The sequence below is a fragment of the Mesorhizobium amorphae CCNWGS0123 genome, assembly GCF_001686985.1.
GTDB classification, from domain to species: Bacteria; Pseudomonadota; Alphaproteobacteria; order Rhizobiales; family Rhizobiaceae; genus Mesorhizobium; species Mesorhizobium amorphae.
Map to the genome: position 1 here is coordinate 2,444,874 of NZ_CP015318.1, position 18,892 is coordinate 2,463,765.

At 64.6% G+C, this 18,892-nt stretch carries 14 protein-coding genes; 2 read left to right on the forward strand and 12 right to left on the reverse strand.

What is annotated here, in order from left to right; genetic code table 11:
- Positions 1-7: 7 nt before the first annotated feature.
- The 9 genes from A6B35_RS11270 to A6B35_RS11310 all read right to left on the reverse strand — a co-directional run bounded on the left by A6B35_RS11270 (position 8) and on the right by A6B35_RS11310 (position 12,132).
- Positions 8-2,035 carry a dipeptide ABC transporter ATP-binding protein gene (locus tag A6B35_RS11270; protein WP_006200693.1) on the reverse strand — a complete coding sequence of 676 codons (2,028 nt, stop codon included), beginning with the start codon at positions 2,033-2,035 and terminating at the stop codon, positions 8-10.
- Positions 2,028-2,912: an ABC transporter permease gene (locus A6B35_RS11275; protein WP_006200692.1), complete on the reverse strand. Its 885-nt coding sequence runs from the start codon at positions 2,910-2,912 to the stop codon at positions 2,028-2,030. Before A6B35_RS11275 ends, A6B35_RS11270 begins: the two co-directional genes overlap by 8 nt.
- Complete coding sequence (locus A6B35_RS11280) at positions 2,909-3,799, reverse strand: ABC transporter permease (RefSeq protein ID WP_006200691.1); 891 nt, start codon at positions 3,797-3,799, stop codon at positions 2,909-2,911. The genes A6B35_RS11275 and A6B35_RS11280 overlap by 4 nt, the downstream gene beginning before the upstream one ends.
- Before the next feature lie 74 nt (positions 3,800-3,873).
- Positions 3,874-6,216, reverse strand: coding sequence for a molybdopterin guanine dinucleotide-containing S/N-oxide reductase (locus A6B35_RS11285; protein ID WP_040582222.1), 2,343 nt, complete (start codon positions 6,214-6,216; stop codon positions 3,874-3,876).
- A gap of 131 nt (positions 6,217-6,347) precedes the next feature.
- A complete protein-coding gene (locus A6B35_RS11290) occupies positions 6,348-8,012 on the reverse strand; it encodes an ABC transporter substrate-binding protein (protein ID WP_006200689.1) in 1,665 nt (554 codons plus the stop codon).
- Between the two features lie 228 nt (positions 8,013-8,240).
- On the reverse strand, positions 8,241-9,425 hold the full coding sequence (locus A6B35_RS11295; RefSeq protein ID WP_006200688.1) for a mandelate racemase/muconate lactonizing enzyme family protein: 1,185 nt from the start codon (positions 9,423-9,425) through the stop codon (positions 8,241-8,243).
- Between the two features lies 1 nt (position 9,426).
- A complete protein-coding gene (locus tag A6B35_RS11300) occupies positions 9,427-10,530 on the reverse strand; it encodes a mandelate racemase/muconate lactonizing enzyme family protein (protein WP_040582229.1) in 1,104 nt (367 codons plus the stop codon).
- Positions 10,531-10,555: 25 nt separating this feature from the next.
- Positions 10,556-11,248, reverse strand: coding sequence for a GntR family transcriptional regulator (locus tag A6B35_RS11305; protein WP_006200686.1), 693 nt, complete (start codon positions 11,246-11,248; stop codon positions 10,556-10,558).
- 95 nt (positions 11,249-11,343) lie between these two features.
- On the reverse strand, positions 11,344-12,132 hold the full coding sequence (locus tag A6B35_RS11310; RefSeq protein ID WP_006200685.1) for a HalD/BesD family halogenase: 789 nt from the start codon (positions 12,130-12,132) through the stop codon (positions 11,344-11,346).
- A 106-nt stretch (positions 12,133-12,238) separates the two neighbouring features.
- Here A6B35_RS11310 and A6B35_RS11315 point away from each other — a divergent pair, with 106 nt between their 5' ends.
- Positions 12,239-13,174 (forward strand): LysR substrate-binding domain-containing protein, encoded by a 936-nt coding sequence (locus A6B35_RS11315; protein ID WP_006200684.1) that lies wholly within the window; start codon positions 12,239-12,241, stop codon positions 13,172-13,174.
- Between the two features lie 95 nt (positions 13,175-13,269).
- Here the strand turns inward: A6B35_RS11315 and A6B35_RS11320 are convergent, their stop codons facing one another.
- The 3 genes from A6B35_RS11320 to A6B35_RS11330 are packed head-to-tail and all read right to left on the reverse strand — an operon-like array spanning position 13,270 to position 17,869.
- Positions 13,270-14,421: an efflux RND transporter periplasmic adaptor subunit gene (locus tag A6B35_RS11320; protein ID WP_040582227.1), complete on the reverse strand. Its 1,152-nt coding sequence runs from the start codon at positions 14,419-14,421 to the stop codon at positions 13,270-13,272.
- A gap of 14 nt (positions 14,422-14,435) precedes the next feature.
- Positions 14,436-17,624, reverse strand: a complete 3,189-nt coding sequence (locus A6B35_RS11325; protein ID WP_006200682.1) for an efflux RND transporter permease subunit — start codon at positions 17,622-17,624, stop codon at positions 14,436-14,438.
- Positions 17,618-17,869 (reverse strand): hypothetical protein, encoded by a 252-nt coding sequence (locus tag A6B35_RS11330; protein WP_006200681.1) that lies wholly within the window; start codon positions 17,867-17,869, stop codon positions 17,618-17,620. The genes A6B35_RS11325 and A6B35_RS11330 overlap by 7 nt, the downstream gene beginning before the upstream one ends.
- A 247-nt stretch (positions 17,870-18,116) precedes the next feature.
- Between A6B35_RS11330 and A6B35_RS11335 the strand changes: the two genes are divergently transcribed.
- Complete coding sequence (locus A6B35_RS11335; protein ID WP_006200680.1) at positions 18,117-18,698, forward strand: TetR/AcrR family transcriptional regulator; 582 nt, start codon at positions 18,117-18,119, stop codon at positions 18,696-18,698.
- The last annotated feature ends 194 nt before the right edge of the window (positions 18,699-18,892 follow it).

Sequence of the window (18,892 nt, forward strand, 5' to 3'; positions counted from 1 at the left end):
CCGATCGTCAGGCAGGTTCCGCCTGCATCGCCGGCTTCTGCAACCTTGCCAGCTCGGCATAGGGAATATGACAGCGGATCGAATGGCCGGGCTCAGCCTCCGCCAGTGGCGGCTCCTGCGTCTCGCAGATCGCGCCGATCTTGCGCGGGCAGCGCGTCTGGAACACGCAGCCCGGCGGCGGATGGGTGGCGCTGGGGATTTCGCCGTCGAGGCGGATGCGCGAGGTCTCGGTCTGGTCGAGCTTCGGCACCGCCGAAAGCAGCGCTTCCGTATAGGGGTGGTGCGGGCCGGAAAACACCGCCTCGGATGGCCCCAGTTCCATGATCCTGCCGAGATAGAGCACGGCGATCTGGTCGGAGAGATACCGCACCACGCCGAGATCGTGCGAGATGAAGATGTAGCTGACATCCTCCTTCGACTGCAGGTCGGCGAGCAGATTGAGGATCGCCGCTTGCACCGAGACGTCGAGCGCCGAGGTCGGCTCGTCGCAGACGACGATGCGCGGCTCGCCGGCGAAGGCGCGTGCAATGGCAACGCGCTGCTTCAGCCCGCCCGACAGCTGGCGCGGCTTGACGGCGAGATGCCGATCGGTAAGCCGCACCGAACGGATGAGTTCGTCGAGGCGGGCCTGCAATGCAGCGCCGCGAAGCCCGGCCAGCCGCTTCAGCGCCCGGCTGATCAGATGTCGGATCGAGTGCGAGCGGTTGAGCGCCGAATCCGGGTTCTGGAAGACGATTTGCATCGCCTTGATCTGGTCGTCGGTGCGGTTGTCCAGCCGTGGCGCCAGCACCTTGCCCTCGAGCCTGATCGAGCCGCCTTCGTCCGGCGGCACCAGTCCGAGCAGCAGCCTGGCGAAGGTCGTCTTGCCGCTTCCGGATTCGCCGACCAGGCCGAGCGTCTCGCCCGGTCGCAGGCTGACGGAAACATCCTTCACCGCCCGCAGCGCATGGCCGTGGCTGGCATAGGTCTTGTTCAATCCCTCGACATGGAGGACCGGTTCCGATTTGGCCTTCGCTACGGCCGCAACGTCGCTTGGTGTTGCACGCGGCAGCGCCTGCGCCTGCTCGTGGTAATGGCAGCGCGACAGCCTGCCGCCCAGATCATAGAGCGGCGGTAATTCGCTACGGCAGCGGTCGGTGGCCAGAGCGCAGCGGTCGGCGAAGGCACAGCCTTTGATGTCGGCGCCGATGCCGGGCAGGAAGCCCGGGATGGTGTCGAGGCGGCCCTGGTCCTTGCGCTGGCCGCCGCGCGGCAGGCAGCGCAGCAGCGCCACCGTGTAGGGATGGCGCGGATCGTTGAACACGTCTTGCGTCGAGCCTTCCTCGACCAGCATGCCGGCATAGAGCACTCCAACCCGATCGCACATTTTGGAGACGACCGCGAGGTTGTGGCTGATGAACAGGATCGATGCCGACAGTTCCTGCCTGAGCAGCGCGATCAGGTCGAGCACTTCGGCCTCGACAGTCGCGTCGAGGCCCGTCGTCGGCTCGTCGAGGATCAGCATGGTCGGATCGTTGGCCAGAGCCATGGCAATCGCCACGCGCTGCTGCATGCCGCCAGAAAGCTGGTGCGGATAGCGCTGCATGACGCTTGCCGGATCGGAGATGCGCACCCGGTTCAGCATGGCGATAGCCCGGTCCGTGGCGGCTTGTCCCGCAATGCCGCCAAGCTCGAAAATCTCGGTCAGCTGGCGGCCGATGCGCAGCGACGGATTCAGCGCCTTGCCGGGGTCCTGATAGACCATCGACACGCTTTCCGCGCGGGCGCGCCGCAGCGCTTCGCCATCAAGCTTCATCACGTCCTGGCCGTCGAGCGAGATGGCGCCGCCGGTGATCGAGCCGTTGCGCGGCAGGTAGCGCACCACCGAAAGCGCTACGGTGGACTTGCCGCAGCCGGATTCGCCGACCAGCCCGTAGGCTTCGCCCTGGCCGATGGTGAGGTTGAGGTTGCGCAACACCGCCCGGTTGCGGCCGGCGACGCGATAGGCGACGGAGAGGTCGGAGAGTTCGAGCGCGTTGCCGGCTTTCTCAGTCATTGAACGCTCCGTGGACGCCGTCCGCCGCCAGGTTGACGCCGATCACCAGCGTGGCGATGGCCAGAGCATCGAACAGCACCGTCCACCAGAAGCCGCCGCCGATCATGCCGTAATTGCTGGAGATCGAGAGCCCCCAGTCGGGGGAGGGTGGCTGGATGCCGAAGCCCATGAAGGAAAGCGTGGCGACGGCAAAGATGGCATAGCCGAGGCGCACCGTCGTTTCGACCAGGATCGGCGGGATAACGTTGGGCAGGATCTCGACGAACATCGTGTGGAAAGCGCTTTCATGGCGAAGTTGCGCTGCCGCGACATAGTCGAGCTCGCGTTCGGCCAGCACCGCCGAACGCACTGTACGCGCGATGATCGGCGCGAAGCTGAGGCCTATGACGACGATGACGGTCGTCTTCGAGGTGCCGAGCGCGACGATGGCGAGCAGTGCCACGATCACAACGGGGATCGCCATGAAGGCTTCGAGGATGCGGCTGATGATGTCGTCGACGATGCCGCGGAAATAGCCGGTGAACAGGCCGAGCGCGGTGCCGGCCACGGTCGCCAGCAAGGTGGCCAATGGCGCCACGGTGAGAATGTCGCGCGAGCCGACGATGACGCGCGAGAACACGTCGCGGCCGATCTGGTCGGTGCCGAACCAGTGCTCGGCCGAAGGCGGCGCCAGCGCGTTGATGATGTCGTCGGCGAGCGGGTCGTAAGGGACAAAATGCTCGCCGAACAGAGCGCATGCGATCCAGAACAGCACGATGCCGAGGCCGGTGAGGAACGTGCCGGACCGCAGCAGGGAGAAAAAGACCTCCGCCATCGGACCGCGCCGCCCGGCATTGTCGGGCGCCGGCATGCCGGCAGGGCTGTCGGTGGCGCTCATTGGTCTGTCCCCAGCCGGATCCGTGGGTTGAGCACGGAATAGAGGAAGTCGGCGGCCAAGGTGGCCACCGCATAGACGATGCCTATGGTCAGGATGCCGGCCTCCAGGATCGGGAAATCCTTGCCGCGCGCGGCGGTGAAGATCAGCGAGCCGATGCCTTGGTAGCGGAACAGCGTCTCGATGACGACAAGGCCGCCGATGAGGTAGCCGGTCTGCGTCGCGATCACGGTGATGGTCGGCAGCAGCGCGTTGCGCAGCACATGCCGCCAGATCACCGTCCGCCATGGCAGGCCTTTCAACACGGCGGTGCGCGTATAGTCGGAATCCAGCGCCTCGATCATGCCGGAGCGCGCCATGCGGGCGATATAGCCGAACAGCACCAGGAACAGCGGCAGCGACGGCAGGATCAGATAATAGAGCTGGGTGAAGAAGCCGGCATCGCGCGGCCATGCGGCGGAGATCGGCAGCCAGCGCAGCCAGACCCCGAAAATCAGGATGAGGATGATGCCGGTGACGAACTCCGGCAGCACCGTCACCGACAGGCCGCCGAGGCTGATGATGCGGTCGAGCGGCCGGTTGAGGTTGAGCGCGGCAATGACGCCGCCGAGGATGCCGATCGGCACCACCAGCACGAAGGCGACCGCCGCCAACTTCATCGAATTGCCCAGCGCATCGATGACGAAGGGCGCCACCGGCGAGCGGAAGATGTAGGAGGTGCCCATGTCGCCCTGGAGGAAATTCCAGATCCAGCTCGCATATTGGGTGAGCAGCGGACGGTCGACGCCGAGCGTGTGATTGAGCGTGTCGACGGCGCGTTGGTCGGCGAACGGCCCCAATATGGCGCGACCGACATTGCCGGGGAGCACCTGGCCACCCAGGAAAACCATGATGCTGAGCAGGAACAGCGTGACGAGCGATAGAGCCAGGCGCCGGACAAGGAAGGAGAGAATGGCATCGACTCCTATGAAAGGCCGGCGATGCCGGGGACGTCGGACAAATTCAGTATGACAGGCGGCTCGAACGCCGTCACCGGCGGAACGGCGCCAACAAATCGTGACACCTGGACCAGCGTCGAATTGCAGGTCGGCGACTGGGCAAGGCGCGACGTGCCCCGGTCTGCCGTCAGCACATTCGGGTTGCCGTGCTTTTCCAGGCTGGGTGATTGCCCGGGTTCGGCGGGGTCGAACCATGCGCCGGTCGGCAATTGCACGACGCCGGGGATCACGCCGTCGGTCAGGATTGCCCCGGCCAGGCACGATCCGCGATTGTTGAAGACGACGACGATCTCGCCATCCAGGATGCCGCGCGCGGCGGCGTCGGTTCGGTTGATCCACAGCGGCGCGCGGCCCGACACCTTGCCGGCGCGGCTGACCGAGCCGTGGTCGTACTGGCTGTGCAGCTTGTCGGCCGGTTGCGGCGACAACAGATGCAGCGGGAACCGTTCGGCAAGGCCGCTGCCAAGCCATTCCCGCGGCTCGCGCCACACCGCATGGCCGGGGCAGTCGTCATAGTCGAAACCATCGACCGTCGCGGAATAGAGCTCGATACGCCCCGACGGCGTCGCCAGCCGGTGGCGCTCGGGGTCGGAGCGGAACGGCCCCAGGAACGTCTGCGAGGTGATGCGGCGGGTGAGCTCGGCGTGGCCGTCATCCCAGAAACGCTCGAAAGGCGGCATGTCGACGCCGGCGGCGTTCGCATTCTCCCTGGCCTGGGCGTAGAGCAGACGGATCCACTCTTGGGCATCGCGCCCTTCGGTGAAGGTTTCGCGCACGCCAAGCCGCGTCGCCAGATCGGCAAAGATCCGGTAGTCGTCGCGCGCTTCCTCCACCGGATCGAAGGCCTGTTTCATGGCGACCATCAGGTTCTCGCGGTTCGAAAAGGCGAGGTCGTTGCGCTCCAGCGGCGTCGTGACCGGCAGCACGATGTCGGCATGGCGCGCCGTCGCCGTCCAGAAGGGCTCGTGGACGATGACCGTCTCGGGCCGCTGCCAGGCCTCGACGAGCCGGTTCAGGTCCTGGTGGTGGTGGAACGGATTGCCGCCGGCCCAGTAGACGAGCCTGATATCGGGATAGGACAGCTCAGCGCCGTTGAACGCGAACGAGCCACCCGGATCGAGCAGCATGTCGGCGACACGCGCCACGGGTATGAAATCCGGCACGCCATTGCGGCCCTGCGGCACGGACGGCCAGCGAAAGCCAAGCTCCGGCCGTCCGGCGCCGTTCGTCGATGAATAGCCGAAGCCGAAGCCGCCGCCCGGCAGTCCGATCTGGCCGAGCAGTGCTGCAAGCGTGATCGCCGCCCAGTAGGGCTGCTCGCCATGGTCGGCACGCTGCAGCGACCAGCTGACCATCAGCATGGTGCGCTTGGCGGCCATCTCCCTGGCCAGCGCGACCATTTTCTCCGCTGCCACGCCGCTGAGCGCCGCCGCCCAAGCCGGATCCTTCGGCTGGCCGTCGCTTTCGCCCATGACATAGGCCCGCACGGCCTCGAAGCCGGTGCAGTAACGTGCCAGGAAGGCTTCGTCGTGGCGGCCCTCGCTGACCAGGACATGGCACAGCGCCAGCATGATGGCGGTGTCGCTGTTCGGCCGCAGCGGCAGCCATTCGCTGTCGACGCCGCGCGGCGCGTCGTCGCGCACGGGCGAGACATTGACGAGCCTGGCGCCATTGGCGACGGCCCTTTGCAAGGCCGCCGCGGCTTCGTGGCGTGCCGCGCCGCCGCCCTGGATCTGCGCGTTGCGCCACGGCAGGCCGCCGAAGGCGACGATGAGCTCGCTGTGCCGTTCGATCCCGTCCCAGGTGGAGTGATTGCCGGTCAGGCCGTCGGTCCCGCCAAGCACATGCGGCAGGATGATCTCGGCCGCACCATAGGAGTAGCTGAGGACCGAGCTTGTGTAGCCGCCGATCGTGTTGAGGAAGCGGTGGACCTGGCTTTGGGCATGGTGGAACCGCCCGGCGCTCGCCCACCCATAGGAGCCGGCGTAGATCGCGGTGTTGCCATGCGCGGTGCGGACCCGGTCAAGCTCGGCCGCGACGATATCGAGCGCCGTTTCCCAGGGCACTTCGACAAAGGGTTCGCTGCCGCGCCTGCCACGAGCCGCCGATCTGCCCCCTTCGAGCCAGCCGCGCCTGATGGCGGGGCGAGCGACGCGCATGTTTCCTTGCGCGGCGCCGAGCATTGATTTGCCGATCGGCGACGGATCGGGATCGCCGCTCCACGGTTCCACACCGACGAGCCTGCCATTCTCGGCGCTGACCTCGTATGTCCCCCAATGCATGGTGGTGAGCAAGGATCTGGACTCCATGGGACGCGTCAATCTGGATCATCGCGCGATGGCCGATGCCGGGCAAGGCGCTACGCGCCTGTCCCGGCTGGTCTCAAGATGCCAGTCCCTGGCATGGGGCTGGCGGTCGCGGGATCAGCTCTTCCTCCCGCTCAGGCCTTCGACGCCTTGTCGAGGAACAACTGCGACATGGCGGTCGGCTGCACGCCGGTGACGCCCTTCGCCGTCGCCGTCAGATAGTCGTAGAAATAGCCGAAGATGACCGGTGTTTCCTCGAGCAGCAGCTTCTGGATCTTGCCGGCCGAGGCCTTCTGCGCCTCGAGGTCGAGTGCCGCGATGTAGCTGGTCGCCAGCGTGTCGTAATCCTTGTTCTTGAAATGCGCCGCATTCCAGGTGCCGTCGCTCTTCAGCGGTGCTGCAAGATAAACGTTGGGCACGCCGCGGTGGCCGTAGTCGGTGATGCCCATCACCGAGTCCAGCCAGTTCGACTTGCCGAACACCGCATCGCCGTAATAGGCGCCCTGGTCGAGGATGTTGAGCTCGAGCTCGATGCCGATCTCCTTGACCCAGTTCTGGATGAGCTGGGCATACTCGGGGATTTCCAGATAGCGCTCGGTGGTCAGCGTCACCTTGAAGCCCTTGCCGGCGCCGGCCGCTTCCATCAGCTGCTTGGCCTGGGCGATGTCCTGCTCGCGCTGCGGCACGCTCGGATCGGTCGAGGGATAGGCAGAGGCGAACGGGCTGTCGTTACCCTCAAGGGCGCGGCCTTTCATCAGGCCGGCGACAAGCTTCTTGCGGTCGAGACTGAGCGCGATGGCGCGGCGCACGCGCGGATCCTTGAACGGATCGGAATCGCAGCGCAGGTGCAGCTGCTGGTGCGCCACCGATTTCAGGCTGATGATGTCGACATTCGGATCGTTGAGCAGGCCGACGCCGGCCAGCACCGGCATCTGGTTGATGATGTCGACCTGGCCGCCCTGCAGCGCCAGGATCTGTGGCTGCATGTCGGCGAAGAAGGTGAACTCGGTGCGCTCCGGCAGCGCCTTCGTCCCCCAATAGTCCTCGTTGCGCACGAACGAGGCGCCGACCTTGGGCGTGTATTTCTCGATCCTGAACGGCCCGGTGCCGTCGAAGCTCTTTTCGTAGTCGCCCTTGTAGCTCGCCGGGATGATGACGGCGTTGTAATTGTCCGACGACACCATGTAGGGGAAGTTGCCGTTCGGCGCGTCGAGATGGAACTCGACCGTATGGTCATCGACCTTCTTGGTCGCGCCCTTTTGCAATATGCCGCTGAAAACCGACAGCGCGTTGGACGAATTGGCCGGGTCGGCGAGGCGGTCGATGCTGGCCACCACGTCGTCGGCCTTCATCTCGCCGCCGCTGTGGAACTTGACGCCCTTGCGCAGCTTGAAGGTCCAGACCGTGCCTTTGTCGTTCGGCTTCCAGCTTTCGGCCAGCGCCGGCTGCAACACCAGGTCGGGCCCGTCGATGCAGAGGAACTCGGCGACTTGCTGCATCACCAGCAGACCGCCGGCGTCGGCGATGGTCACCGGGTCGATCGCTGCTGCCGGCACGCTGCTCGCCACGCGGATGGTCGCACCCGGAGCGCCCGCTGCGCGAGCGAGCGAGGGCATGGCACCGAGGCCGGCGGCCGTGCTTATGCCGCCCAGCAGCGGCAGCGACAGGCCGAGCAGGCTGCCGTGGCGGATGAAGTCGCGGCGGCTGACGCGGCCGTCGATCAGCCCATCGATGAGATGATTTTCGAGCGGCGAGCGCGTGCGCCGGATGAGCTCGAGAAGGCGATAATTCTTGCTCATGGGTTTAACCCTTTCCCCTGTGTTCTTGTGATTGACGAATTCCGTGGAGTTCTCCTGGATCCCGGCCGTCAATGTGGTCTTCGACCGGAACTCTAGCTCTATCCGGTCCTGCGCGGGCCGGATTTTCGAAGCACTGCTTCCACCCGTTCGTCCCGCGTTACGCGATCCTTGTCGCTGCTGCGGGCTTCTCTTGTTGTATCCGTCTCCTGTTGGTTTGTGTGATCACTCCTAGTTCAACGGCAGGCGCCGATACGTGCCGGGCTTCGCCGGGTCGTGATACTTGTTGCACGGCCCGTTCTCGACAAAGTCGCGATGGCAGGCGGCAAGCTTCTCGCGCGACAGGGTGACGCCGAGGCCGTGGCCTTCGGGCACGCGCACGACATTATTTCGCGGCGAAAGCGGCCCTTCCTCGATCACGTCAATAGGCCACATGCGAAACAGCGACTGGTTGGGTTCGCGGATCCATCCGAGGGCTGCGCACAGATGCAGATAGCAGGCGCTGCCGATGCCGCTGTCGCCGCTGTAGCACCAGAAATCGATGCCGGCATGCTCGCAGGCACCAACGAAGCGCAGCAGCCTGCCGATGCCGCCATGCGCCGTCGGATTGCCGACGAAGGCATCGGGCACTTTGATCTCCATCGCGCGGGCAATATCGACGTTGTGGGTCGAGAACGGGATCGAGCAATGGCGGCGCAATTCGCGCATCTCCTCGACGGTTGCCACCGGATCCTCCCAGTTGCGCACGCCGAGCTCTTCCAGCGGCCGCGCCAGCCGCCTGGCGGTGGCCAGCGAATAGGCTTGGTTCGAATCGATGCGGATCATCGCCTCGTCGCCGAGTTTTCTGCGGATCAGCTCGACCATCCTGAGCGAGATCTTGGGATCCTGCGTTGAGAACTTGCCTTCGAAGAAAGTCGTGCCGTGGGTCTCGTTCAGTTCGACGCAGTAGTCGGCGACTTCCTCCGGCGTCGTTTCGCCCTTCACTTTCTGGCCGTTGCCGCGTAGCGAGAAGTAGTCGGTGAATGGGATGTCCTTGCGCACCGCGCCGCCGAGCAGCTGATAGAGCGGCTGCTTCCACGCCTTGCCGCGCAGGTCCCACAACGCCATCTCGATGGCGCCGAAGGCCATGATGCGGCTGCGGTCGTTGATCGACTGCACGCCGGTCCAGTAGGGCAGGCAGGCTTCTTCCGCGCCGGCGATATCGAAAGCGTCGCGGCCGGCGAGCCGTGGCGCCAGCACGTCGTTGATGATCGCTGCTGCAGCCGGCGTCGGTGCTTCGCCGAGGCCGATCAGACCGTCCTCGGTCTCGACCTCGACGATTGTCGGCGAGAAGCCGTCGAGTTCGCCGAACACCCAGGCATAAGGCGCTTCGAGCCTCAGATTGATCGGCGTCGCCTCTATGCGGCGGATCTTCATCTCAGCCGATCTCGAAGAAGGGCTTGCCGAGCAGGTCGGGCACGACATCGATGCCGAGGCCCGGACCATCGGGAATGCCCATGCGGCTGCCAGTCACCGGCGGCATGTTGGAGGCGGTGCGCACCGTCACCCATTCGTGGAAGGCAATGGCATGCAGCCGCCGCTCCTCCGGTGTCGACAACGACAGATGCGCCATGGCGGCGGTGTCGATCTCGGCGCCGCCGGTGTCCTCGACCGTGATCATGAAGCCGAGATCGACGGCGAGGTCGCGGATCTGGCGGGTCTTGGTCACGCCACCCAGCCGCGAGATCTTCAGCGTCAGCCCATCGGCGGCGCCCTTGCGGTGGATGTCGAGCATGTCGTCCAGCGAGGCGACGGATTCGTCGAGCACCATCGGCTTGTCGAGCGAGCGGCGCACCGACATGTTCTCGTCGATCGTGGTGCAGGGCTGCTCGAACGTATAGTCGATGGCGCGCGTCGCGTCGACAAACTGGCGCGCCTGGTAGGGCGTCCAGCCGGCATTGGCGTCGCAGAAGATGACGGTGCCCTTCGGCACGGCATCGGCGACGGCGCTGACGCGCTCGATGTCGTCACGGACATTGCCGCCGACCTTGACCTGCAGCCGGTGAAAGCCCTGGCCGACGATGCGCTTGGCGAGTGCGGCCATTTTATCGACCGTGCCGTGCGTGACCACCTTGTAAAGCTCCGCCGTCTCGCTCTCGCGGCCGCCGAGCAGCGTCACCAGCGGCACGTCGGCGGCGCGTGCGGCGAGATCCCAGCAAGCCATGTCGAGAGCCGACTTGATATAGGGATGGCCCTTGAACACCGTGTCCATCAGCCGGCCGATGCCGGCCAGGCCGCGCGGGTCCTGGCCGATCAGATGCGGTGCGATTTCGACCACGCCCGCACGGGTGCCGGCGGGGAAGGCCGGCGAATAGAAATTGCCGAGCGGCGCCATTTCACCCCAGCCCGTCACCCCGCTGTCTGAGGTGATGGCGACGATCACCGCGTCGAACGCGTCGGCGATGCGCCCCTTTGACATGCGGTAGGGCCCGTCCACGAAGGGCTGCACGACATGGTAGGCTTTTATGGTTTTGATCTTCACGTTGTTGTCCAAAGTTCGGGATTGGTCAGGCGCCCTTCGATGCGCGCTTTTCGAGGCCGCGCGCGTAGGCAAGGAGCTCTTCGAAATCGAGGTCGATATGTTCGCGGGCATGACGCTGGGCGGCACGCATGTCCTTGCCCTTCAGCAACTGCACATAGGTCTCGTGGACGTCTTCCGAGGGCACCGGCTCGTTGCGGGCCCGCTGGTGGAGGGCGAAATACATCTGCAGCCGGCTGGTCAGCCGTTGCCAGGTTTCCAGGAGCACCGAATTGTCGGCCCATTCGTAGATCAGGCCGTGCAACTGTAGCGCCGTTTCGATCTGGCGGGTTGTGTCGAGATCGCGGGTCGCTTGCTTCACCGCTTCGTGGCGCCGGTCGAGCTCGTCGAAGAAGCGCTGGTCGCGCAGCTTCCAGGCGCGCTCGATGGCAAGCTCGTCCATCACCTTGTTGAACGAATAGGCGTCGTCGATGTCCTTGGCGGTCACATTGATTACGAATGTGCCGGCATAGGGGATGCTGGTCAGGATGCCCTCCTGCACCAGCTCGCGCATCGCCTCGCGCAGCGGCGCGCGGCTCACCCGCATCTGCTCGGAAATCCTCAGTTCGTTGAGCTTCTGTCCCGGCTCCAGCTGGCCGGTCAGGATCGCCCGCCTGAGCAGCGCCACGATCTCGGCCCTGCGCGTCGTATCCGCAATCGGACTGAAGTCCAGCTTGGCCATGCGCTCACTCCGGGAGAACCGGAGATAAGACAAGCAGATTGTCGACAATCTAGCAATAGCGAGTTTCTTGGTTGCCCGTTTTTGATGGCGGTGCGCTATGCAGCTCTTCCGTAGAAGCCCAGCCGCTCCTCGGCACTGAACATCACGCCCGGTTTCTCATAGTAGGAAAACACAGCGATCATCCGCTCGCGCTCGCCCTCGACGGTGGTGACGCGATGCGCGGTGTTCTTGCCGCGAAAGACGTTCAGCGTGCCTGCCTTCATGCGCAATATCTTCGCCTCGGGGTCGCGCCCTTCGAGCAGTTTGGCGACGCCGTCATAGTTCGGATTGTCATCCGAGCGCAGGTCCGTGCGGTATTCGAGGTCGCCGCCACGCTCGGCGGCCTGCAGCAGAAGCGTCGTGGTGAACTCCGAACGGTCGAAATGCCAGTTGAGCGCCTCGCCGGCGCGGTAGCCCATGACATTGGTGCGGGCCAGCGGATCCAGCATGACATGCAACTGCTGCTTGCCCATCGCCGCCGCCAGGAAGCGCAGCAGCGGTTCGTACTCGTAGATGGCGAGCACGGTGCTGCCGGGGATCTGGTCGGCGCAGACGGTGTGGCTGACGGTCTCGACCTTGCGCAGCGCCGGGTGGTCGGGGGCAAGCTCGGGAATGTCGGGCTTGAAGTAGATATTGTGCATGCGCTTGTGGATGTGCGAGCGCGTGTCCATGACGGGCCGGACTTCCTTGACGGCCCGTTCGGCGACGCCGGGGCGCAGAAAACCCTCCAGATTGAACATGCCGTCGGCTTCCAGTGCCGCAACGGACTGATCTACAAGGTGTTTCCATTCGGGGCTGGCCTCGCGGTCGAGCGGGTAGCGGTCCAGGTCGAGAATGTCTTTCATCGTCGCGTCCTCGTGAAATCCTGCAGTCACTAGACAGCAAGGAAATCTTTCCCTCAACGCCGAAAATTGTTAGTCTCTCATAAGAAAAACTTAGGGATGAGACGACATGGAAAAGCTTCCGCCGCTGAATGCGGTGCGGGCGTTCGAAGTCGCGGCGCGCACCGCCAGTTTTACATTGGCCGCCACCGAACTCGGCGTCTCGTCGGCTGCGGTCAGCCAGCAGATACGCAATCTGGAAAACTGGTTCGGCAAGCAGCTGTTCGTGCGCAGCGGCAACCGCATCGCGCTGACCGATGCCGGCCACGCCATCTACCCGCAGGCGTCGCGCGCGCTTGGCGACATCGCCGCGATCGGGCGGCGCATGCTGGAAGGCGGCTTGCGAACCCGCCTCGTCGTCAGCGTGCCGTTTTCTCTGGCTGAACTGTGGCTGGCGCCAAGACTGGCCGTGCTTCTGGAGGCCTTTCCGCAGATGGCGATCGACGTTCGGGTCGAGGATGACCCTGTCGACATAGCGCGTCAGAACATCGACCTGCGCATCAGCTATGGCGACTATCACTATCCCGGCTTGAAGCTCGTCCGCCTCGTCCACGACGAGGTGCTGCCGGTCTGCGCGCCGGACTTCTGGCACCGCCACGGCAATGGCGCATCCGGCCTCGAGGGCGTGCACGACAGCATGTTCATCCACACCAACTGGGGTCCGAACTATGCCACGCATCCGAGCTGGGCGGACTGGTTCGCGGCGTCGGGACAAAGTCGCTCGCCCGATCCCTCGCAAGGACGGCGCGTCGGGCTGTCCAGCCTGGCGATCGCCTCGGCCCGGCTCGGCCTCGGGATCGCGCTTGGCCAGCGGGTCATGGCTCGCGCCGATCTGGAGGCCGGGCGTCTCATCGCACTGTCACCGGTCTCGGTGCGGCTTGGTCATCCCTACTGCGCCTTCATGCTGCCGGCGAAGGCCGAGCGTGCCGACGTCGCCGGCCTTGTCGAACTGCTTGGAGCAATTCCAGGAAAAGTGCACAGCGGTTTTCCCGGGAAAAGCGTGTAGCGCTTTCCCTGAGGAATTGCGTAAAAACAAAAATAGCAAAACGGCGCCCCGGCTTGAGGCCGAGGGCGCCGTTGGACCGGGCCTGACGGGGGTTGTCAGGTGGCCGGTTTCTGGGGCAGCGGCGACACCGGCATTCCGGGTCCGATCTTCTGCAGATTGCCGGTGATGACCTGATCGCCTTCGGCAATGCCGCTGGAGATGGCGATGAGATCGCCATTGACCGGCCCGAGCGACACGATGCGCTGGTCGACCGTGTTGCCCTTGCCGAGGACATAGAGGTATTTGCCGAGCTGGCTGGAGCCGAGCGCCACCTGCGGCACCATCAGCGCGTCCGGCTGTTCCTTGATGTGCAGCCGCACCCGGACATACTGGCCGGGCAGCAGCGTGAACTTCGCATTGCCGATCGTCGCGCGTGCCGTGATGGTGCCGGTCGAGTGGTCGACCGTGTTGTCGATGAAGGTGAGCTGACCCTTCTGGCTCGGCTCCGTCTCGCCGGGAAGCAGGATATCGACATCGATCGGGCCCGCCGCCCTGGCCTGCTCGATCTGTGCCAGGTCCGTTTCGCTCGGATTGAAGGTGACGTAGATCGGGTCGAGCTGCACCAGCGTGTTGAGCACCGTGCCGGCGACGCTGACCAGCGTGCCGACCGAGGCCTGGTTGCGGCCGATGCGGCCGGGGAACGGCGCCTTGATCTCGGCATAGCTTAGATTGAGCTCAGCCGTCCGCACCGCGGCCTGGTTGACCGCCAGCGAGGCTTCGGCTTCGCGCAACGTGCTGGTGCGCTGGTCGAAACTGTCCTTGGCGAGATAGCCGCTCTTGGCGAGCTCGGTGCCGCGGCCGAGATTGGAGCGCGCATAGTCGAGCGTTGCCGTGTCGCGCTGCACCTGTGCCTTGGCCTGGTCGAGAGCCGCCTGGAAATCCTCCGGGGCTACTCTATAGAGCAGGTCGCCCTGCTTGACGTCGCTGCCGTCGGCGGCTGCCTGCTCCTGCAGATAGCCCGGCACGCGCGCCTGCAGCGTGATGCTGCGGATCGGCTCGGTGCGCGCCGCATAGTCGAGATAGATCGGGATCGTCTTCCTGACGACGTTCACCACCGGCACCGGCATGACGAATGCGGCCGGAGCCGGGGCTGCCCCTGCGGTGCCGGCATTGACGCCGAGACTGCCCATGTCGAGCAGATGCACGCTCGCCACCGAGATTGCGCCCAGCGCGACGGCCGTCCCCAAAGCGATTTTCCATTTACGCATTTTGGTCTCCAATCCTATTCGGCTGCTTCGGCCAGGCGCATCGGCGCTGGTTCGGCAGTCGGTTCAATATTGTCCTGTTCATGTGCGGTCGTGGGCTCGCTGCGCTCGCGGCCTTCGCGCAGCCGTTCGATCACCGCGTAGAAGACGGGCACGAACACCAGCGACAGGATTGTCGCTGCCACCATGCCGCCAAAGACGGTGGTGCCGATCGACTGCCGGCTTGCTGCACCGGCGCCCGTGGCAAACATCAGCGGCAACACGCCGAGGATGAAGGCGAAGGCCGTCATCAGGATAGGCCGCAACCTTAGCCGTGCGGCTTCCATCGCCGCGTCGACGATGGTGAGGCCTTCCTCGCGTCGCCGCCTTGCGAACTCGACGATCAGGATCGCGTTCTTGGCGGCGAGGCCAATCAGCATGACGAAGCCGATCTGCGAGTAGACGTCGATCTGCATGCCGCGCAGGAACAGGGCTGCGAAGGCGCCGAACAGGGCCAGTGGCACCGCCAAGAGCACCATGAACGGCATCGCCCAGCTTTCATACTGCATCGCCAGGATCAGGAAGACGAAGACGATGGCGAGGCCGAAGACGACCGACGCGATCGAGCCTGCCTTGAGTTCCTGGAAGGTGATGCCGGTCCACTCGAAACCGAAATCCCTTGGCAGCGCGGTGGCAGCGGCCCGTTCCATCGCGGCAACCGCCTGACCCGAAGAATAGCCGGGCGCAGCGCCGCCATTGATCGTGGCCGAGGCGTTGTTGTTGTAGTGCGGCACGGTTTCCGGACCGACGAACGGCACCAGCTTGCCCAACGTCGAGAGCGGCACCATGCCGCCAGACGCATTGCGCACATAGAGCCGCGAAATGTCGGCCGCACCCGCACGTGCATCCTTGTCGGCCTGGATGGTCACCCGGAAGGTGCGGCCGAACAGGTTGAAGTCATTCACGTACAGCGAGCCGAGATAGATCTGCAGCGTGTTGAAGACATCGGGCAGGTTGAGGCCGAGCAGTTTGGCCTTGCTGCGGTCGAGGTCGTAGTTGAACTGCGGCGTCGAGGTCGAGAACGGCGAGAACAGCTGCTGCGGATTGATTTCCGGCTGCTTGCGCGCCTCGGCGATGACGGCTTGCGTCGCATCGTTGAGAGCCACGCTGCCGCGCCCGGTGAGATCCTCGACGACGAATTCGAAGCCGCCCGTGGTGCCGATACCCGGGATCGAAGGCGGATCGAAGGACAGCGCGAAGGCTTCCGGTATCTGCATCAGCTTGCCGCGCACATCGGCGACGAGCTTCGATGCGCTCTGGTCGGGGCCGCGTTCCTCCCAAGGCTTCAGGATGGCGAACTCGACCGCCGAGTTCGACTGTGCCGCGCTGGTCAGGAAGTTCAGGCCGCTGATCGAGCCGACGATGTCGACGCCAGGCGTCGCCTGCAGAATGTCGCGCGCCTTCTGCGCCACCGCGTCGGTGCGTTCCAGCGAGGCGCCGTCAGGCAACTGGATGACGACGAAGAAGTAGCCCTGGTCCTCGACCGGAAGGAAGGTCGAGGGCAGCTTCTGCCAGACGAAGTAGGTGGCGACCAGCCCGGCCGCGAACAGGCCGAGCATGATCCAGCGCAGCCGGATCAGGATGCGCACGCCATGGGCATAGGCATGCGAGAGCTTGTCGAAGCCGGTGTTGAACCAGCGGAACGGCGCGAACTGCGTCTCGCCGCGATGGCGCAGGAAGGCAGCACTCAGCGCCGGGCTGAGCGTTAGCGAGTTGAAGGCCGAGATGCCGACCGAAATCGCCACTGTCAGTGCGAACTGGTTGTAGAGCTTGCCCGAGACGCCGGGGATGAAGGCGACTGGCACGAAGACGGCCATCAGCACTGCTGTGGTGGCGATGATCGGTCCGGTGACTTCGGCCATCGCGGCCTTGGTCGCCGCCAGCGGTTTGAGACCCGCCTCCAATTGTCGTTCGACATTTTCCACCACCACGATGGCGTCGTCGACAACAAGGCCGATGGCCAGCACCATACCGAGCAGAGAGAGCATGTTGAGCGAGAAGCCGAGCATGTACATGACGACCATGGTCGCCACCAGCGACACCGGAATGGCGATGGTCGGGATGATCGTCGTGCGCCAACTCTGCAGGAAGATGAACACCACCGCCACGACCAGCACCAGCGCTTCGCCGAGCGTGATCAGCACGTCATGCATCGAGGCCGAGACGAAGCGCGTCGTGTCATAGTGCATGGCATAGGAGACGCCTTTGGGGAAACGCGCCGACAGTTCCTGCATCTTGTCCTTGACGCGCTGCTGCAGGTCGAGCGCATTGGAGCCCGGCATCTGGTAGACGGCGAGCACCACGGTCGGGTCCTTGCCGAAGAAGGCGGACGAGGAATACTGCAAGGCGCCGAGCTCGATGCGGGCGACATCCTTCAGCCGCACCAGCGAGCCGGTGTCGGTGTTGGCACGCACGACGATGTCGCCGAACTCTTTTGGGTCGCTCAGGCGGCCGACAGCGCTGACCTGCATTTCGAAAGCAGTGCCGGCGGGCGCCGGTGACTGGCCGATCTTGCCGGCCGCCACCTGGACGTTCTGTTCCGAGATGGCGTTCTGGACGTCGACTGCGGTGATGCCGAGATTGGCAAGTTTGTCCGGGTCGAGCCATACGCGCATTGAATAGCGCCGCTCGCCGAAGATCTGCACGTCGCCGACGCCTTGCAACCGCTTCAGCGGATCGACCACCTGCAGATAGGCAAGGTTGCTCAGCGCCACCGGGTCGACCGATTTGTCGGGCGAGGTCAGGTTGACGATGAGAACGAAGTTCGGGTTCTGCTTCTTGATCGTCACGCCGCCCTGGTTGACGATCGCCGGCAGCGACGAGGCGGCTTGCGAGACGCGGTTCTGGACGTCGACGGCCGCCGTGCTCAGCGGATAGCCGACATCGAAAGTGATGGTGATGGTCGAGGAGCCGTCATTGGAGCTCGACGACGACATGTAGGTCATGCCTTCAACGCCGTTGATCTGCTGCTCCAGCGGCGTCGTCACCGTATCGGCGACCACCTGCGCGCTGGCACCCGGATAATGGGCGCTGACCACGACCTGCGGCGGCGTAATGTCGGGAAACTGCGAGACCGGCAAAAGGAAATAACAAATCGCCCCGGCGAGCACCATGATGATGGCGATCGCCGACGCGAAGATCGGGCGGTGGATGAAATAGTTCACCATGACACGCAGGCCTCGTTGAATGCTTTTGCTTCGCCAAACGCGTTGGCGATTCTGGACAGCTGCCGGCTGCGCGCCGTCTCATCGGGAAAGCGCGCCGCCGCCTTGCGGGCTGGCGCCTGCGCGGCCGCCAACGAACGCAGCGTCGCCTCCAAGGCGCGCGGATCGACGCGGTCCGCCTTCATCACCAGCCGGATCATCGGATCCCGGATGGCTTCATCGATCGTCAAATCCTTGCGCTGCGACATAGGAGCGGCTCCTGGCTGGCGATTCGCATCGGATGATCGCGAACCGTTTTTCTCGTTCTCACCGGCCGAAGCCGCATGACATGCAGTGTTCTTGCCCTATTTCGCCCCGGCAGGACCCAACGGCGATAACCTGTCGTTGACGGGAGGCAAGATGGGTGTTACCAGTAAGTAACATCGCTAAAGTTACAGACCGGTAACACCCTAGTCAAGAGGTGAGCCGAATTTTTAGGGAGACAAGGAGACTTCGATGGCAGACGGCACGACGGAACGCGTTCGCCCCCGGGATCGTATCCTGGAGACGGCGCAGGACATGTTTCACAAACATGGCATCAAGGGCGTCGGCGTCGACGCCATCACCGAGGCCGCCGGCACCAACAAGATGACGCTGTACCGTCATTTCGAGTCCAAGGACGACCTGATCATCGAATGCCTGCGCGCCACCGCATGCAAGGCCGCCGCGATATGGGACGCATTCGAGGCCGAATATCCCGGCGACAAGCTCGCGCAATTGCATGCCTGGGTTCGCAAGGCCGCCGATATGCTCAATGCCGACAGCCGCGGCTGCGACATGGCCAATGCCGCCATCGAACTCAGCGAGACCGACCATCCGGCGCGGCGCGTCATCAAGGAATTGAAAGAGGCCCAGCGCGACCGGCTGGTGTCGCTTTGCCGTGACGCAGGCGTCGGCCAGGCCGAGCTTCTCGCCGACACGCTGTCGCTGCTCCTCGAAGGCGCGCGCGTCTCGATGCAGAGCGTCGGCGCCGAAGGCCCGAGCGCGCAATTCGTGCGCATGGCGGAAGGTTTGATTGCGTCGTTCCGGGCGCGATAGGACCAAAGCTTCGCGTTTTTGACGCTGAAGAATCCTGAATCTGTACCCCGGAACGAAAAAAGCCCGCTGCCGGGAGGAGGTGGCAGCGGGCTCGATTTCGAATGAGACGCGGGAGGAGGTGCGCCGCATTCAGCGTCGGCATCGCATCTGGGAGGAGTAGATGGCCGACACCCAGATATCTACCGATTGCTTAA

Bases quoted from the DNA above. Each gene is read 5' to 3' on its own strand.
- A6B35_RS11275 (WP_006200692.1), bottom strand. From the start codon at position 2,912: ATGAGCGCCACCGACAGCCCTGCCGGCATGCCGGCGCCCGACAATGCC.
- A6B35_RS11305 (WP_006200686.1), bottom strand. From the start codon at position 11,248: ATGGCCAAGCTGGACTTCAGTCCGATTGCGGATACGACGCGCAGGGCC.
- A6B35_RS11295 (WP_006200688.1), bottom strand. From the start codon at position 9,425: ATGAAGATCCGCCGCATAGAGGCGACGCCGATCAATCTGAGGCTCGAA.
- A6B35_RS11330 (WP_006200681.1), bottom strand. From the start codon at position 17,869: ATGTCGCAGCGCAAGGATTTGACGATCGATGAAGCCATCCGGGATCCG.
- A6B35_RS11290 (WP_006200689.1), bottom strand. From the start codon at position 8,012: ATGAGCAAGAATTATCGCCTTCTCGAGCTCATCCGGCGCACGCGCTCG.
- A6B35_RS11280 (WP_006200691.1), bottom strand. From the start codon at position 3,799: ATGGTTTTCCTGGGTGGCCAGGTGCTCCCCGGCAATGTCGGTCGCGCC.
- A6B35_RS11325 (WP_006200682.1), bottom strand. From the start codon at position 17,624: ATGGTGAACTATTTCATCCACCGCCCGATCTTCGCGTCGGCGATCGCC.
- A6B35_RS11270 (WP_006200693.1), bottom strand. From the start codon at position 2,035: ATGACTGAGAAAGCCGGCAACGCGCTCGAACTCTCCGACCTCTCCGTC.
- A6B35_RS11315 (WP_006200684.1), top strand. From the start codon at position 12,239: ATGGAAAAGCTTCCGCCGCTGAATGCGGTGCGGGCGTTCGAAGTCGCG.
- A6B35_RS11310 (WP_006200685.1), bottom strand. From the start codon at position 12,132: ATGAAAGACATTCTCGACCTGGACCGCTACCCGCTCGACCGCGAGGCC.
- A6B35_RS11335 (WP_006200680.1), top strand. From the start codon at position 18,117: ATGGCAGACGGCACGACGGAACGCGTTCGCCCCCGGGATCGTATCCTG.
- A6B35_RS11320 (WP_040582227.1), bottom strand. From the start codon at position 14,421: ATGCGTAAATGGAAAATCGCTTTGGGGACGGCCGTCGCGCTGGGCGCA.
- A6B35_RS11285 (WP_040582222.1), bottom strand. From the start codon at position 6,216: ATGGAGTCCAGATCCTTGCTCACCACCATGCATTGGGGGACATACGAG.